Source organism: [Empedobacter] haloabium (genome assembly GCA_008011715.2).
Taxonomy (GTDB): domain Bacteria; phylum Pseudomonadota; class Gammaproteobacteria; order Burkholderiales; family Burkholderiaceae_D; genus Rugamonas; species Rugamonas haloabia.
Genome location: CP136508.1, coordinates 6,244,260 through 6,260,336 on the forward strand (window position 1 = coordinate 6,244,260; position 16,077 = coordinate 6,260,336).

A 16,077-nucleotide genomic window follows, 5' to 3' on the forward strand; every position below is an offset into this window, starting at 1 on the left:
TTTTTTGAACTGACGCCGGAGCCCGTATGTCCTTCCCCCGCAGAAAATTCCTTACCGCCGCCGCTGTCCTGCTGGCGACGGCCCTCAGCCATTCCGCATTTGCGGCCGACGTGGCCGGCATCCGTTTCGACGACACCGCCACGGTCGGTGGCCAGGTGCTGAAGCTGAACGGCGCCGGCGTGCGCACGAAGATCGTGTTCAAGGTCTATGCGCTGGGGCTGTACCTGCCCGAGAAGAAAACCGCGGTGGCCGACGTGCTGGCCACGCAGGGCGCGCGCCGCATCCAGATCGTCAGCATGCGCGACCTGACGTCCGACGAATTCGGCGATGCCTTCATGAAAGGCCTGAACAGCAATACCGACCAGGCCGAACGCACGCGCTTCCTGCCGCAGACCAAGACCTTTGGCGAGATGTTCGCGTCGCTTTCCGGCCTGAAGAAAGGCGACGTGCTGCTGGTGGACTGGGTGCCGGGCACGGGCACCGTGTGCACGCTCAATGGCAGGAAGATCGGGGAAACGGTGCAGGACGTGGCGTTCTACAACGCCATCCTGCGCATCTGGCTGGGAGAGAACCCGGCCGACAATTCACTGAAGGGGAAACTGCTCGGCGGTCATTGAGCCCGAGCGGATTTGCTGCAGCGCGGCACTCAGCCGCGCGAAGCCAGCGCACGCAGTTCGGCGGCGTTGCTCGGGGAACCGTCGGCGGCATTGATCAAGCCGTTGAGCAGGGCCGTATCGCGCATCTGGCGACGCTGCAGGCGTTGTTCCTTCGACAGCTTCGGCTTGACCAGCAGCAGAGCGGCCAGCGCCAGCCCGCGCAGCAGGGGCCTGAACAGGACGATGAAGCCGACCGCCAGCAGGGCGACCAGCACGAATTGCAGCGCGTCGCCCAGCGAAAACTGGGTCAGGCTTTGGGCTGCGGTGATCAAGGTGGACATACTTTTTTACTTACGTTTAGAATCTGACGTTACTATAGTGCAGCGCAACATATCAATCCAATTCTGATTTCCAATACTCACCATCACTATTCTGAATAACACACCATGAGTTTCCTGACGCTGGACCTGAACCTGCTGCGCGTATTCGATGCCGTGATGACGGAGCAGAACCTGACACGGGCCGCCGGCCACCTGGCGATGACGCAACCGGCCGTGTCGAATGCGATCAAGCGGCTGCGCGAAAGCCTGGGCGACGAATTGCTGATCCGCACGGCCTACGGCGTCAAGCCGACGCCGCGCGCCGAAGCGCTGTGGCCGGCCGTGCGCAGCGCGCTGGCGTCGCTGGAGGCGGCCGTGGCACCCGGCACGTTCGATGTCTCGAAGGCCCACGCGACGTTCCGGCTGGCGATGGCGGATGCGACGGCCGCGATGTGGCTGCCGGCGCTGATGCGTTCGATCGAACGGGACGCGCCGGGCATCAACGTGCGCATGGTGCCGCTGACCACGCGCGAGCCGCGGCCGATGCTGCTGCGCGGCGATATCGACCTGGCGGTGGGCTTCTTCCCGGGTGTCGCGGCCCAGCTGTCATATGAAACGGCCACGCCGATCCGCCACGAGCGGCTGTACTCGGGCACATATGTGTGTGTGATGCGGCGTAACCATCCGCTGGCGAAGGAAGAGCTGACCCTGGACAGCTATTGCGCCGCGAATCACCTGCTGGTCAGTTTTTCCGGCCGCGCCCACGGCCTGGTCGACGAGGCGCTGGCGCAATTGCAGCGCGAGCGCCGCATCCTGCTGACGGTGAACCAGTTCTTCACGGCCGGCCGCGTCGTCGCCAATTCCGACCTGATCACGGTGCTGCCGAAGCACCTGATCGCCTCGACCGGCATGACCGACGCGCTGCTCTACAAGGACCTGCCGTTCCAGCTGCCGGCGGTCCACCTGGACATGCTGTGGCACGAACGCGATGCCCGCAGCCCGGCCCACAAATGGCTGCGCGGTCACCTGGAAGGGATGAATGCGGTAGTGCAACGCACGGCGCCAGGGACGGCGCCGCGCAGCGATACGTACTGACGCCGGCGCTGCCGGCTTGTTCGACCCTTACTTGATCGGCAGCTTGCTGGTGTTCTTGACTTCTTCCATCACGGCGTACGTGTGGGTCTCCCGTACGCCCTTCTGCAGCAGCGTCTTGCCGAGGAATTCCCGGTAGGCCGCCATGTCCTTCACGCGCGCCTTGACGAGGTAGTCGAAGCCGCCGGCCACCATATGGCATTCGAGCACCTCCGGAATCACTTGTACGCTATGCTTGAAGGCGTCGAACACTTCCGGCGTGGTGCGGTCCAGCACGACCTCGATGAACACCAGCAGCGACACGTCGAGCAGCTGCGGATTGAGCTGGGCCGTGTAGCCCATGATGTACCCTGACTCATGCAATTTGCGCACCCGTTCCAGGCACGCCGCCGGCGACAGGTTGACGCGCGCGGCCAGCTCCACATTGCTGATCCGGCCATCGCTTTGCAGCTCCATCAGGATCTTTTTACTGATCTTGTCCAACATCGCTATCCCCTAATTAATTTTATTTGGTTAAATTCTCTCACCAAAAACTATCTATTGCTAGTCCCTGGCATTACCAGAATTAATCCAGAAGATTCCCCGATACAATCGAATCATTCGCGTTTAACGCTTGGCACGCTCTGCAGACCCCGGTCTCGGAGCGTGTTTTGTTACGTACGCTCAACACTTTGCTTTGATTGAACACTTGCCATGAATGCACCGATCGCTCCCTTTGCCGCCCTGCAGGCCGAAATCCTGCGCGACCCCAGCCCGCTGCGCGCGGCCGTGACCGCCGCCTACCGGCGCGACGAACCGGCGGCCGTGCAATGGCTGCTGGGCCAGGTCCGCGACGGCGGTCCCGACACGACGGAACAGGCGCAGGCGCTGGCCCGCCGGCTGGTGACGGCGGTGCGCGAGAAGCGCACGCGTGCCTCCGGCGTGGATGCGCTGATGCACCAGTTCTCGTTGTCGTCGGAGGAAGGCGTCGCACTGATGTGCCTGGCCGAAGCGCTGCTGCGCATTCCGGACAGCGCCACCGCCGACCGCCTGATCGCCGACAAGATCAGCAAGGGCGACTGGCGCAAGCACCTGGGCGAATCGCCTTCGCTGTTCGTCAACGCGGCCACCTGGGGCCTGCTCGTCACCGGCAAGCTGGTCAGCTCGAGCAGCGAGGAAAAGCTGGGCTCGGCCATCACGCGGCTGATCGCCAAGGGCGGCGAACCGCTGATCCGCAAGGGCGTCGACCTGGCCATGCGCATGCTGGGCAACCAGTTCGTGACGGGGCAAACCATCGAGGAAGCGATCAGGAACGGCCGCGACAACGAGGCGCGCGGCTATCGTTATTCGTACGACATGCTGGGCGAGGCGGCGCTGACGGAACATGACGCGGCCAACTACTACCGCTCGTACGAGACGGCGATCCATGCGATCGGCAAGGCGTCCAATGGCCGCGGCATCCGCAACGGCCCCGGCATTTCCGTCAAACTGTCGGCACTGCACCCCCGTTACAGCCGCGCCCAGCGCGACCGCGTGATGACGGAACTGCTGCCGCGCCTGCGTGCGCTGGTGCTGCTGGCCAAGCAGTACAACATCGGCCTGAACATCGACGCCGAAGAAGCGGACCGCCTGGAGCTGTCGCTGGACCTGATGGAAGCGATGGCGCACGACCCGGAACTGGCCGGCTTCGACGGCATCGGCTTTGTCGTCCAGGCTTATCAGAAACGTTGTCCGTTCGTGATCGACTACCTGGTCGACCTGGCGCGCCGCTCCGGCCGCAAGTTCATGGTGCGGCTGGTCAAGGGGGCCTACTGGGACGCGGAAATCAAGCGCGCCCAGGTGGAAGGCATGCCCGGCTATCCCGTCTACACGCGCAAGGTCTACACGGACGTGTCCTACCTGACCTGTGCCCAGCGCCTGCTCGCCGCGACCGACGTCATTTATCCCCAGTTCGCCACGCACAACGCGCAGACGCTGTCGACGATCTACACCTGGGCCAAGCAGGGCGGCATCGACAACTACGAATTCCAGTGCCTGCACGGCATGGGCGAGACGCTGTACGACCAGGTCGTCGGCGAAAACAACCTGGGCAAGGCCTGCCGGATCTACGCGCCGGTCGGCACGCACGAGACCCTGCTGGCCTACCTGGTACGCCGGCTGCTGGAAAACGGCGCCAACTCGTCGTTTGTCAGCCAGATCGTGGACGAAAGCATCCCGGTCGAGCGCCTGATCGAGAACCCGCTGGCCATTGCGCGCCAGCTGCAGGGCCAGCCGCACCCGGCCATTCCGCTGCCGCGCGACCTGTTCGGCGCCGAGCGCCGGAACTCCGCCGGCATCGACCTGTCCAACGAAGAGACGCTGCGCGAAGTCTCGGCTGCGCTGGCCATGCCGCGCACGTGGACCGCTGCGCCACTGCTGGCTGGCACGGCCGCGTCCGGCCAGGCCGCGGCGCCCGTGACCAATCCAGCGCAGCGGGGCGATATCGTCGGCCACGTGACGGAAGCGACCGCGGAAGACGTGGAACGCGCGCTGGCCGACGCGGCGGCGTATGCCATGGACTGGCAGACGGTGGCGCCCTCGGTGCGTGCCGACGCATTGCTGCGTGCGGCCGACCTGTACGAGCAGCACCTGCTGGAACTGATGGCGCTGGCCATCCGCGAGGCGGGCAAGTCGCTGCCGAACGCCATTGCCGAGGTACGGGAGGCGGTGGACTTCCTGCGCTATTACGCCGAGCAGGTACGGCACGAGAAAAACGTGCTGGCGCTGGGTCCTGTCACCTGCATCAGCCCGTGGAACTTCCCGCTGGCGATCTTTACGGGCCAGGTGGCGGCCGCGCTGGCGGCCGGCAATGTCGTGCTGGCCAAGCCGGCCGAACAGACACCGCTGATCGCCCACCGTGCCGTCACCTTGCTGCACGAGGCCGGCGTACCGCGTGCGGCACTGCAATTCCTGCCGGGTCGCGGCGAAGTGGTCGGCGCCGGCCTGTGCAATGACGCCCGCGTCAAAGGCGTCATCTTCACGGGCTCGACGGAAGTGGCGCAGTTGATCAACCGGACGCTGGCCAAACGCGCCGTGGCCGAGCACTGCGACATTCCGCTGATCGCGGAGACGGGTGGCCAGAACGCGATGATCGTCGATTCCTCGTCGCTGCCGGAGCAAGTGGTGCAGGATGCGATCTCGTCCGCGTTCGACAGCGCCGGCCAGCGTTGCTCGGCGCTGCGCGTGCTGTTCCTGCAGGAGGATATCGCCGACAAGACGATCCGCATGCTGAAGGGTGCGATGGGCGAACTGAACATCGGCAGCCCGGACCGCCTGGTCACCGACATCGGTCCCGTCATCGACACGGAAGCGCAGCAGAACCTGCTATCGCACATCGAACACACCAAGCGCTCGGCCGTGGCGCACTTCTCGCTTGGCATCCCGGCAGGCGCGGCCGGCACCTTCGTGCCGCCCACGGTGCTGGAAATCCGTTCGCTGGACGAGCTGACGAAAGAAGTGTTCGGCCCGGTCATGCACGTGATCCGCTATCGCCGCGACGAGCTGCCGAAGGTCGTCGCGGCGATCAACGCCAGCGGCTTCGGCCTGACCCTGGGCGTGCACTCGCGCATCGACGAGACGATCGACTACATCGTCTCGCGCGCTCACGTCGGCAACATCTACGTCAACCGCAACATCGTCGGCGCGGTCGTCGGTGTGCAGCCGTTCGGCGGCGAAGGCAAGTCCGGCACGGGTCCGAAGGCAGGCGGGCCGTTGTACCTGAAGCGGCTGCAGCGCGCGGCGGCACCGGTCGAGGTGCATGCGCGCCAGTCGTCGCCGAGCCTGGACGCCCTGGCCGTGTGGGCCAAGAGCAAGGGCAAGCCGCAGGTGGCCACGCTGGCCGAGCAGTACGCCTGCACGACGCCGCTGGGCACGGAAATCCTGCTGCCGGGTCCGACCGGCGAGCGCAACACCTTGCGCTACGAAGCGCGCGGCGCCGTGGCCTGCTTCGCGGCCAGTCAGGACGTGCTGCTGAACCAGCTGGCCGCCGTGCTGGCGACCGGCAACGTCGCCATTGTCGTGCCGCAGACGCCGGCCGTCGTCCCTGGCGACCTGCCCGATGCGGTGCGCGACCGCGTGCGGGTCGTGGCCGACCTGGCCACATTGAAAGACAGCTTCCAGATCGCGCTGGTGGACGCCACCTTGACGGCAACGCTGCGCGTGCCGCTGGCCGAGCGCGACGGCGCGCTGGTCAGCCTGATCGACACGATGGAGCAGGGCGCGATCCCGCTGTGGCGCCTGATCGCCGAGCGCGCGTTGTGCGTCAACACGACGGCGGCAGGCGGCAACGCCAGCCTGATGACGCTGGGCGCATAAGCTTCTCAGCAGCAACATCCATGGCGCGGCTCTCCGCGCCATTTTTTTTGCCTGCTCAGTTCGCACGGCAGCGCCCGTGTCAACGTCGGGGTCAAGCACGATTGCTGACACGAGCTCGAGCGCAGCCTCCAGATGAGCCTGTGTCGATCGCCGTGCCAGGCACCAGGGCGGACACCGGCTGGTCCGTTTAAACGCCGTAGCGGGCCAATCAGCGCCTTGGCGACGCTATTGTCGAGCCTTTGTCCCACTCCGGGGTCTGACCCCGAAATGAGACACAGGCACAACCATGGGTGGCGCCCTCCTGCCTACAGACGAGGCTGTGTGAGGTTTGGTGCCTGACCCCAGGGTGCGCCACTGGCTGAGCCGTAGAGGGCCGTCAGGGGCCTGTAAACGCGTCCAGGGGGCATTCAGGAGAGGTTGTGGAGAACTTCGGCGTTGTCCACAGTCGACGATACGTACGCCTTGCAGAACTCTTCCAGGATGCCGAACGCGTAGCGCGAGGCCACCGTTTTTACGAAATGCATGAAATCGGTGGCGGCGTCTTCGTTCGCGTTATCGGAAATTGTGCGGATGACCGCGAACGGGATGTTCAGCTCGAAACACACCTGCGCCACCGCGGCGCCTTCCATTTCCACCGCCAGCAGATCCGGCAGGCGCTCTTTCAACGTTGCAATCCTTACGCTGTCGTTGATGAACTGATCGCCGCTCCCAATGGTGCCGCGGTGCAGCTTGATGCTGGCCGGCTCGCTTGCAAGAAAACGCCGGGCAGCGCCAGCCAGCTGATCCGACAAGCGCAAGTCGCTGGGCAACCGTGTCAGTCCCGTCAGCGGCACCTCGAAACGGGGAAACAGCGGGGAAGCGTCCATATCGTGTTGCACCAGCGCTTCCGCCACGACGACGTCGCCCACGCGGACGGTAACGTCGGCGCTGCCGGCCACGCCCGTAAAGATGATGTGGGTAACCTCGAACTTCTCCACAAGCATTGCTGCCGTCATGGCGCCGGCGACCTTGCCGATTCGCGACAGTACCGCGACGGTATCGATATTCCACAGCTTGCCAATCGTGTATTCACGCATGCCATGTGTCAGCGTGACCGCGTCCTGCATGACGTCGATCAGCCCCTCCTGCTCTTCCGCCAGCGCGGAAATGATGCCCAACCGTATTTTTTTGTCCGAAATCGTCGAAGTCATGGGAGTCCCGGGCTGTTTGCGCCACCTGTGCTGCTGGTTTTAATTGAATAAAAGTATTTATATAAGCTGGTAGTAGATAGTAAACGTGGCAGAGACTGTGGATAAAGCTGTTAACATCCACAGAATCAGGTGTTTACGCGCCGTAAAACCTGCTGGACAAGCATTGTATCGATGCAGGAGTAGTTCTGGACAAAAAATCCGGTCTGGCACAACTGCCTTGTTTACGCACATTCGATCCTGTGGATATGCAGGACGTTATCCACAGAAGAGCTGGCAAAACAGCAAGTTTTGCCCCGTTTTCCAGCAAAATCTCGCTCTCACTCCCTGCTTGCCATCCCACCATCCCGATTTTCATCGGTGTGCCGACAAAAAAAAGCGTCGACAGGATGTTCGGCGCGCCGCCTTCTTCATGACTTGCTGCCAGCCAGAAGTTCGCTCACGAAAGTGCGCGGCAGGGCCGGAACGGCCTGTGCCAGCCGCGCGACAGGGTCGTCGGTTACTGGAATAAGTATGTATATAAAATAGTGGTAGTTGTTAACAGAACGATGTTTCTGTGGATAAGTACCGTAACTGGCATAAAATCAAGCGTTTACAAGCTGCACAACCGGGCGCGTAAACCCTGTATGGCGGAGGAACTGTTTTGGGACAAAAAAACGGTTGTGCACTGCCGTCCGGTTTACGCACAAATGGTACCTGTGGATATCCAAGGGCTTGTCCACAGGTCGGACTCCACAGGAGAGTGTATGGATTTGCGGTCGTTGTTCTCTTACCCCATCATCCAGGGCCCGATGGCGGGCGGTTGCAACACCCCGGCGCTGGTCGCGGCCGTGTCGAATGCCGGTGCGCTGGGCTCCTTGGCCGGCTCGCTGCTGACGCCGGAAAAGCTGCGGCACCAGGTCAATGACATTCGTGCGCTGACCAACCGGCCGTTTCTCGTCAATTTGTTCGTGCAGCGCACGCCCCATCCAACCAAGGAAGAAGTGGCGCGTGCCGTCGAATTGCTGCGTCCAGTCTGGAGTTCGCTGGGCTGGCCAGACCTGGCGTTGCCGTTCCGCTGGTGCGAGGACTTCGTGGCCCAGTTCGATACACTGGTGGCGCTGAAACCGGCTGCCGCCAGCTTTACGTTCGACATCCTGTCACCGCAGCAGGTCCAGCGCCTGCATGAGGCCGGCATTGTCGTGATCGGTACCGCCACCCGGGTCGACGAAGCGCTTGCCTGGCAGGAGGTGGGCGCCGACGCCGTCATCGCATCCGGCATCGAGGCGGGCGGCCATCGCGGTACCTTTATCGGCGACCAGCGCGACGCGACCTTGGGTGCTGTCGAGCTGTTGCAAGGCGTCGTCGCGGCCGTGCGGATACCGGTGATCTCGGCTGGCAACATCATGACCGGGGCCGACATCGGCGCGCGGCTGGCGCTGGGCGCGACGGCGGTCCAGATGGGCACGGCGTTTCTCGTTACCGACGAATCCGGCATCCATCCCGCCTACAAACACCGGCTGCAACACGCGGGCAATGCGCCGACCCGGCTGACGCGGGCGTTCTCGGGACGCTATGCGCGCGGCCTGGAAAATCGTTTCATGCAACAGATGGCCGACGTCGAGGACCAGGTGCCGCCGTATCCGGTGCAAAATGCCCTGACGGGACCGATTCGTTTCGAAGCCGCCAAGCGGGGCGATTCGGAGCTGATGTCGCTGTGGTGCGGCACGGGCGTGGGGCGGGCGCGGCGCATGTCCGCTGGCCGGCTGGTCGAGACGCTGGTGGCGGAGATGCAACAACCTTGACGAGGAGCGGCCTTTGGAATCGGCAGGACAGTTCGATTACATCATTGTCGGTGCCGGAACAGCCGGCTGCGTGCTGGCCAATCGCCTGACGCAGGATGCCCACGTCGAGGTACTGTTGATCGAAGCGGGCGGGCGCGACGATTACGTGTGGATCCATATTCCCGTCGGCTACTTGCACTGCATCGACAACCCGCGCACCGACTGGCTGTTCCGCACCGAGCCGGACGCCGGCCTGGGCGGGCGCAGCCTGATCTACCCGCGCGGAAAAGTGCTGGGCGGCAGTTCGTCCATCAACGGCATGATCTATATGCGCGGGCAGGCCCGCGATTACGATCACTGGGCCGACGTGACCGGGGACCCCAGCTGGCGCTGGCAGGAGGTGCTGCCGCTGTTTCGCCAGAGCGAGGATCACTATCGCGGTGCGTCCGATTATCATGGCGCGGGCGGCGAATGGCGCGTCGAAAAGCAGCGCCTGTCCTGGGAGATCCTGGACGCGTTCCGCCAGGCCGCGGCCGAGACCGGCATTCCCGCCACTGACGACTTCAACCGGGGCGACAACCTGGGCTGCGGTTATTTCGAAGTCAACCAGCGCCGCGGCATCCGCTGGAACACGGCCAAGGCCTTCCTGCGCCCCGCCACCCGGCGGCCGAACCTGACCTTGATGACGGGCTGCCACGTGGAACGGCTGCTGCTGGAGCGGGGCGACGGTGGCCTCGTCTGCCGCGGCGTGCAGTTCACCGGCGGCGGCACGCGCTGGACGGCGCATGCACGGCGCGAAACGCTGCTGTGCGCGGGCGCGATCGGCTCGCCCCAGTTGCTGCAGCTGTCCGGCATCGGCCCGGCCGCCGACCTGCAACGGGCCGGGGTAACGCCGCTCGTCGACGCACCCGGTGTCGGCGAGAACTTGCAGGATCACTTGCAGCTGCGCATGGTGTTTCGCATCCAGGGCGCGAAAACCTTGAACGCGATGACGCGCAACTGGTTTGGCAAGCTGCGCATCGGCCTGGAATATGCGTTGTTCCAGAGCGGGCCCATGTCGATGGCGCCCTCGCAGCTGGGGGCGTTTGCCCGCTCGCACGCGCACGAACCCACGCCCAACCTGCAATATCACGTGCAGCCGTTGTCGCTGGAACGCTTCGGCGAACCGCTGCACACGTTTCCCGCGTTCACCGCCAGCGTCTGCAACCTGCGGCCGACCTCACGTGGCCACGTGCGCATTGCGTCGGCCGATTCATATGCGCCGCCGAAGATCACGCCGATGTACCTCAGCACGCCTGAAGACCGCCGCGTCGCCTGCGCCGCACTGGGTTTGACGCGCCGCATCGCGGCCGCCCCCGCCTTGGCGAAATATAGGCCGGAGGAGTTCAAGCCGGGCATCCATTACCGTACCGACGAAGAGCTGGCAGAGGCGGCCGGGTCGATCGGCACGACGATTTTTCACCCCGTCGGCACCTGCCGGATGGGCCGCGCCGGCGATCCGCTGGCCGTGCTCGACAGCCAGTTGCGGGTGCGCCATGTAGCCAGGCTGCGGGTCGTGGACGCGTCGGTGATGCCGACGATCACCTCCGGCAATACCAACGCGCCCGTCATCATGATCGCCGAGAAAGCGGCCCGATGGCTCCGCTCGGAAAATGGTGCAGGACAGCATTTTCAGGCTGTTTCACCTTAGTCAGCCAAAAGTTTATGGTAGTTATACGGTATTGTGACGAAAAATTGTTCTGTGTATGATCAAAAAAAAATTTAGCAAGATGTAAAGGTTCCGTCCGATCGTACAACGGTCCGGAGGGGAGGTCGGAAGAATATCGGGGAGACACGATGTCGGACTTCATCTTGGAAACAAGAAGCTTGACCAAGGAATTCAAGGGCTTCACGGCCGTCAACGACGTGAACCTGAAGGTCCAGCGTGGGCATATCCACGCACTGATCGGCCCCAACGGCGCCGGCAAGACCACCTGCTTCAACCTGCTGACGAAATTCCTCGTGCCCACGTCCGGGCAGATCCTGTTCAATGGCCGCGACATCACGTCCGCCCGGCCCGCCCAGATCGCGCGCATGGGCATCATCCGCTCGTTCCAGATCTCGGCCGTCTTCCCGCACCTGACGGTGCTGCAAAACGTGCGCATCGGCCTGCAGCGCCAGCTGGGCACCACCTTCCACTTCTGGCGCAGCGAACGCTCGCTCGACACCTTGAACGGGCGCGCCATGCAGCTGCTGGCCGAAGTGGACCTGACGTCGTTCGCGGACACGATCACGGCCGACATGCCGTACGGCCGCAAGCGCGCGCTGGAGATCGCCACGACCTTGGCGATGGAGCCGGAACTGATGCTGCTCGACGAGCCCACCCAGGGCATGGGCCACGAGGACGTGCACCGGGTGACGGAACTGATCAAGAAGGTGTCGCAAGGGCGCACTATCCTGATGGTGGAGCACAATATGAGCGTCGTGTCCGGTATCTGCGACAAGATTTCGGTACTGCAGCGCGGCGCGATGCTGGCCGAGGGCAGCTATGCCGACGTCTCGAAAAATCCACAGGTGATGGAGGCTTATATGGGCACCGAAGCGAGCGAACTGGCGGGAGCGCACTGATGACGGCCACCATCCATTCCGCCCAGCGCGGCACCAGCCACCCCGCCGCCGGCATGCCGCCGCCCGCGCCGGGCGCCGCCGCGGCCAGCGTGGCGCTCGAGCTCAGCCACCTGCAAGCTTGGTACGGCGAATCGCACATCCTGCACGACGTCAACATCTCGGTGCGCCAGGGCGAGGTCGTCACGCTGCTGGGCCGCAACGGCGCCGGCCGCACGACGACCTTGCGCGCCATCATGGGCCTGACCGGCGCGCGCAAGGGTTCCATCAAGGTCAACGGCAAGGAGGCGATCGGCCTGCCGACCCACCAGGTGGCGCACCTGGGCATCGGTTACTGCCCGGAGGAGCGCGGCATCTTCTCGTCGCTGTCGACCGAGGAAAACCTGATGCTGCCGCCGGTGCTCAAGACCGGCAACAAGGGCATGAGCATCGACGAGATCTACGAGATGTTCCCGAACCTGAAGGAACGCCGCCACAGCCAGGGCACGCGCCTTTCCGGCGGCGAACAGCAGATGCTGGCCGTGGCCCGCATCCTGCGCACGGGCGCCCGCCTGCTGCTGCTCGACGAGATTTCCGAGGGCCTGGCGCCGGTTATCGTGCAGGGCCTGGCGCGCATGATCCGCACCTTGAAGGCCAAGGGCTACACGATCGTCATGGTCGAGCAGAACTTCCGCTTTGCCGCACCGCTGGCGGACCGGTTTTACGTGATGGAGCACGGCCAGATCGTCGAGACGTTTGCCGCCGCCGAGCTGGAAGCCAAGATGCCGGTGTTGACCGAGCTCTTGGGCGTGTAAGCCACAAGCCACAGCTGCACAACAGTAGAGCAGGGAAGATGCGCACGCCGCCGCTGGCGGCGCTGCGTTTTAACAAAGTAACGGACGCCGCCGTGCCGACCGGCCGCGGCAGTACCTACCAACGGAGACAAGACTATGAAACGCACAGCTATCGCCACTGCCGCCTTTGCCCTCTGCGCAATGGGCCTCGCCTTCCCGGCCCACGCCCAGGTCTCGGGCGACACGATCAAGATCGGTTTCATCACCGACATGAACGGCCTGTACACCGATATCGACGGTGCCGGCGGCGCCGAGGCGATCAAGATGGCCATCGCCGACGCCGGCGTCGTCATCGCCGGCAAGAAGGTGGAGTTCATTTCCGCCGACCACCAGAACAAGGCCGACATTGCCGCCTCCAAGGCGCGCGAATGGTTCGACCAGCAAGGCGTGGACATGCTGATCGGCGGTACCAACTCCGGCGCCAACCTGGCCATGGCCAAGGTGGCGGCCGACAAGAAGAAAATCTTCATCTCGATCGGCGCCGGCTCCTCGCGCCTGACCAACGAGGAATGCACGCCCTACACGATCCACTACGCCTACGATACCGTGGCGCTGGCGCGCGGCACCGGCGCCGCCATCGTCAAGCAGGGCGGCAAGAACTGGTACTTCATGACGGCCGACTATGCGTTCGGCCACTCGCTGGAGAAGGACACGGCGGACGTCGTCAAGGCGGGCGGCGGCAAGGTGCTGGGCGCCGTCAAGCATCCCTTGTCCGCCTCCGACTTCTCGTCCTTCCTGCTGCAGGCGCAGGGGTCGAAGGCGCAGATCCTGGGCCTGGCCAACGCGGGTGGCGACGCGATCAACTCCATCAAGGCGGCCAACGAATTCGGCGTCACGAAAAGCATGAAACTGGCCGGCCTGCTGATCTTCATCAACGACATTCACTCGCTGGGCCTGAACGCAACGCAGGGCATGTACCTGACGGATGGCTGGTACTGGGACGCCAACGCCGACACGCGCGCCTGGTCGAAGCGCTATTTCGCCAAGATGAAGAAGGAGCCATCGATGCTGCAGGCCGCCGATTACTCGGCCGCGTCGAACTACCTGAAGGCCGTCAAGGCGGTGGGCACCGACGATTCCGACAAGGTCATGGCCTACCTGAAGAAAACCCCGATCAACGACATGTTCGCCAAGAACGGCGTGATCCGCCCGGACGGCCGCATGGTGCACGACATGTACCTGATGGAAGTGAAAAAGCCGTCGGAATCGAAATACCCTTGGGACTACTACAAGCTGGTCGCGACGATCCCGGGCGAGCAGGCCTACATGACGAAGGCCGAGTCCAAGTGCGCGCTGTGGAAATGACGGGCTGATGCCCGGATGGCCGGGGCGATCCGCCCGGCCGTTCCTGGCGCGGTCGTCGTTTCATGGCCGCGCGTGCCGCTCCACCAACCCACTTCCTTGAGCCATGGAACTATTCGGATATCCCTTGCCTGTCGTGATGAGCCAGCTGACCCTGGGGCTCGTCAACGGCTCGTTCTACGCCATGCTGTCGCTCGGCCTGGCTGTCATCTTCGGCCTGCTCAACGTCATCAATTTCTCCCATGGCGCGATGTACATGATGGGGGCGTTTGTCGCCTGGATGGGCATGACCTACCTGGGCCTGTCGTACTGGATGATGCTGCTGGCCGCGCCGCTGGTCGTGGGGGCGCTGGGCATCGTCATCGAGAAAACCATGCTGCGCTGGCTGTACAAGCTGGACCACCTGTACGGCCTGCTGCTGACGTTCGGCATCACCTTGCTGGTCGAAGGCGTGTTCCGCTCGTTCTACGGCGTGTCCGGCCAGCCGTTCGAGACGCCCGAGCTGCTGCAAGGCGCCTCCGACCTGGGCTTCATGATCCTGCCGAACTACCGCGGCTGGGTGGTGGTCGCCTCGCTGCTGGTGTGCTTCTCCACCTGGTACGTTATCGAGCGCACCAAGCTGGGCGCCTACCTGCGTGCCGGCACGGAAAACCCGAAGTTGGTCGAGGCCTTCGGTGTCAACGTGCCGCTGATGGTGACGTTGACGTATGGCTTCGGCGTGGCGCTGGCCGGCTTCGCCGGGGTGCTGGCGGCACCGATCATCCAGGTCTCGCCGCTGATGGGCTCGAACCTGATCATCGTCGTGTTTGCCGTCGTCGTCATCGGTGGCATGGGTTCCATCATGGGCTCGATCGTCACCGGGTTGGGGCTGGGCGTCATCGAAGGGCTGACGCGGGTGTTCTACCCGGAGTTCTCGTCCACGGTCGTGTTCCTCGTGATGGTCATCGTGCTGCTGCTGCGTCCCGCCGGCCTGTTCGGCAAGGAAAAATAAGAGGTCATCCATGAATAAACAAATCGGTTACGGGTTGGCGCTGGCCGTCGCGCTGGCGGCGCCGTTCGTCGGCTATCCCGTCTTCCTGATGAAGCTGCTGTGCTTTGCCTTGTTTGCCTGCGCGTTCAACCTGCTGATCGGTTATACGGGCCTGCTGTCGTTCGGCCACGCGGCCTTCTTCGGCTCGGCCGGCTACGTGGCCGGCAATGCGTTGAAGAACTGGGGCCTGCCCCTCGAGCTGGCGGTGCTGGCCGGGGTGGTGGCCGCGGCGCTGGTGGGCCTCGTGATGGGCGCGCTGGCGATCCGCCGCGCCGGCATCTACTTCTCGATGATCACCCTGGCGCTGGCGCAGATGGTGTACTTCGGCGGCCTGCGCTTCACCGACTTCACGGGCGGGGAGGACGGCCTGCAAGGCGTGCCGCGGGGTAAACTGCTGGGCACGCTGGATCTGTCGAGCGACCTGACCTTGTACTTTGTCGTCCTGGCCGTGGCGGTGTTCGCGTTCGCGCTGATCGTCCGGACCGTGCATTCGCCCTTCGGCCAAGTGCTCAAAGCCATCAAGGAAAACGAGCCGCGTGCCATCTCGCTGGGCTACGACGTCGAGAAATACAAGCTGGTGGCGTTCGTGCTGTCGGCCGCGCTGGCCGGGCTGGCGGGTGCCTTGAAGACGGTCGTGCTGGGCTTCGAGACGCTGACGGACTTGCACTGGACGATGTCGGGCCTGGTGATCCTGATGACCTTGGTCGGCGGCATGGGCACGCTGGCCGGTCCCTTGCTGGGCGCCATCGTCATCATTGCGCTGGAAAACAAGCTGGGCGACTTCGGCACCATGCTTGCCAACGGCACAGGCATCGAGTGGTTCGGTACACTGGGCGAAGCGGTCAGCATGGTGACCGGCCTGATCTTCGTGGCGTGCGTGCTGCTGTTCCGGCGCGGCATTGTCGGCGAAATCGTGGCGCACTTCGGCAGGCGAAAACCAGCCTGAATCCAGACGCCGGCGCAGCCGGCGTTTTTTTTCGGCAGCATTGCAGGCGACTAGCCTCGATTAACAATAAAA

General features: G+C 64.0%; 13 protein-coding genes. 10 read left to right on the plus strand and 3 right to left on the minus strand.

Features of this window, described 5'->3' with window-relative positions:
- The first annotated feature begins 26 nt into the window (after window positions 1–26).
- Complete coding sequence (locus tag E7V67_027250) at window positions 27–617, plus strand: chalcone isomerase family protein (GenBank protein ID WUR13338.1); 591 nt, start codon at window positions 27–29, stop codon at window positions 615–617.
- Window positions 618–646: 29 nt separating this feature from the next.
- On the opposite strand, the gene E7V67_027255 is transcribed toward E7V67_027250, so the two are convergent.
- The gene (locus E7V67_027255) at window positions 647–937 is read right to left on the minus strand and encodes a hypothetical protein (protein ID WUR13339.1); all 291 of its coding nucleotides are present in this window, start codon (window positions 935–937) and stop codon (window positions 647–649) included.
- A 105-nt stretch (window positions 938–1,042) separates the two neighbouring features.
- Here E7V67_027255 and E7V67_027260 point away from each other — a divergent pair, with 105 nt between their 5' ends.
- Window positions 1,043–2,011, plus strand: coding sequence for a LysR family transcriptional regulator (locus E7V67_027260; GenBank protein ID WUR13340.1), 969 nt, complete (start codon window positions 1,043–1,045; stop codon window positions 2,009–2,011).
- 27 nt (window positions 2,012–2,038) lie between these two features.
- Here E7V67_027260 and E7V67_027265 read toward each other — a convergent pair whose 3' ends face one another.
- Window positions 2,039–2,494, minus strand: coding sequence for an Lrp/AsnC ligand binding domain-containing protein (locus E7V67_027265; protein WUR13341.1), 456 nt, complete (start codon window positions 2,492–2,494; stop codon window positions 2,039–2,041).
- A 207-nt stretch (window positions 2,495–2,701) separates the two neighbouring features.
- Here E7V67_027265 and putA point away from each other — a divergent pair, with 207 nt between their 5' ends.
- Window positions 2,702–6,340 (plus strand): trifunctional transcriptional regulator/proline dehydrogenase/L-glutamate gamma-semialdehyde dehydrogenase, encoded by a 3,639-nt coding sequence (gene putA, locus E7V67_027270; GenBank protein ID WUR13342.1) that lies wholly within the window; start codon window positions 2,702–2,704, stop codon window positions 6,338–6,340.
- Window positions 6,341–6,747: 407 nt separating this feature from the next.
- Here putA and E7V67_027275 read toward each other — a convergent pair whose 3' ends face one another.
- Window positions 6,748–7,530: a 5'-methylthioadenosine/adenosylhomocysteine nucleosidase gene (locus tag E7V67_027275; protein WUR13343.1), complete on the minus strand. Its 783-nt coding sequence runs from the start codon at window positions 7,528–7,530 to the stop codon at window positions 6,748–6,750.
- A 743-nt stretch (window positions 7,531–8,273) separates the two neighbouring features.
- Between E7V67_027275 and E7V67_027280 the strand changes: the two genes are divergently transcribed.
- The 7 genes from E7V67_027280 to E7V67_027310 all read left to right on the plus strand — a co-directional run bounded on the left by E7V67_027280 (window position 8,274) and on the right by E7V67_027310 (window position 16,005).
- Window positions 8,274–9,311, plus strand: a complete 1,038-nt coding sequence (locus E7V67_027280) for a nitronate monooxygenase (GenBank protein ID WUR13344.1) — start codon at window positions 8,274–8,276, stop codon at window positions 9,309–9,311.
- A 13-nt stretch (window positions 9,312–9,324) separates the two neighbouring features.
- The gene (locus E7V67_027285) at window positions 9,325–10,980 is read left to right on the plus strand and encodes a GMC family oxidoreductase N-terminal domain-containing protein (GenBank protein WUR13345.1); all 1,656 of its coding nucleotides are present in this window, start codon (window positions 9,325–9,327) and stop codon (window positions 10,978–10,980) included.
- A 146-nt stretch (window positions 10,981–11,126) separates the two neighbouring features.
- Window positions 11,127–11,897, plus strand: a complete 771-nt coding sequence (locus E7V67_027290; GenBank protein ID WUR13346.1) for an ABC transporter ATP-binding protein — start codon at window positions 11,127–11,129, stop codon at window positions 11,895–11,897.
- Between the two features lie 53 nt (window positions 11,898–11,950).
- Entirely contained in the window at window positions 11,951–12,688 is a 738-nt protein-coding gene (locus tag E7V67_027295) for an ABC transporter ATP-binding protein (GenBank protein ID WUR16356.1), read from the plus strand.
- 135 nt (window positions 12,689–12,823) lie between these two features.
- A complete protein-coding gene (locus E7V67_027300) occupies window positions 12,824–14,032 on the plus strand; it encodes an ABC transporter substrate-binding protein (GenBank protein WUR13347.1) in 1,209 nt (402 codons plus the stop codon).
- A gap of 103 nt (window positions 14,033–14,135) precedes the next feature.
- Window positions 14,136–15,020 carry a branched-chain amino acid ABC transporter permease gene (locus E7V67_027305; protein WUR13348.1) on the plus strand — a complete coding sequence of 295 codons (885 nt, stop codon included), beginning with the start codon at window positions 14,136–14,138 and terminating at the stop codon, window positions 15,018–15,020.
- A 10-nt stretch (window positions 15,021–15,030) separates the two neighbouring features.
- The gene (locus E7V67_027310) at window positions 15,031–16,005 is read left to right on the plus strand and encodes a branched-chain amino acid ABC transporter permease (GenBank protein ID WUR13349.1); all 975 of its coding nucleotides are present in this window, start codon (window positions 15,031–15,033) and stop codon (window positions 16,003–16,005) included.
- Window positions 16,006–16,077 lie beyond the last annotated feature (72 nt).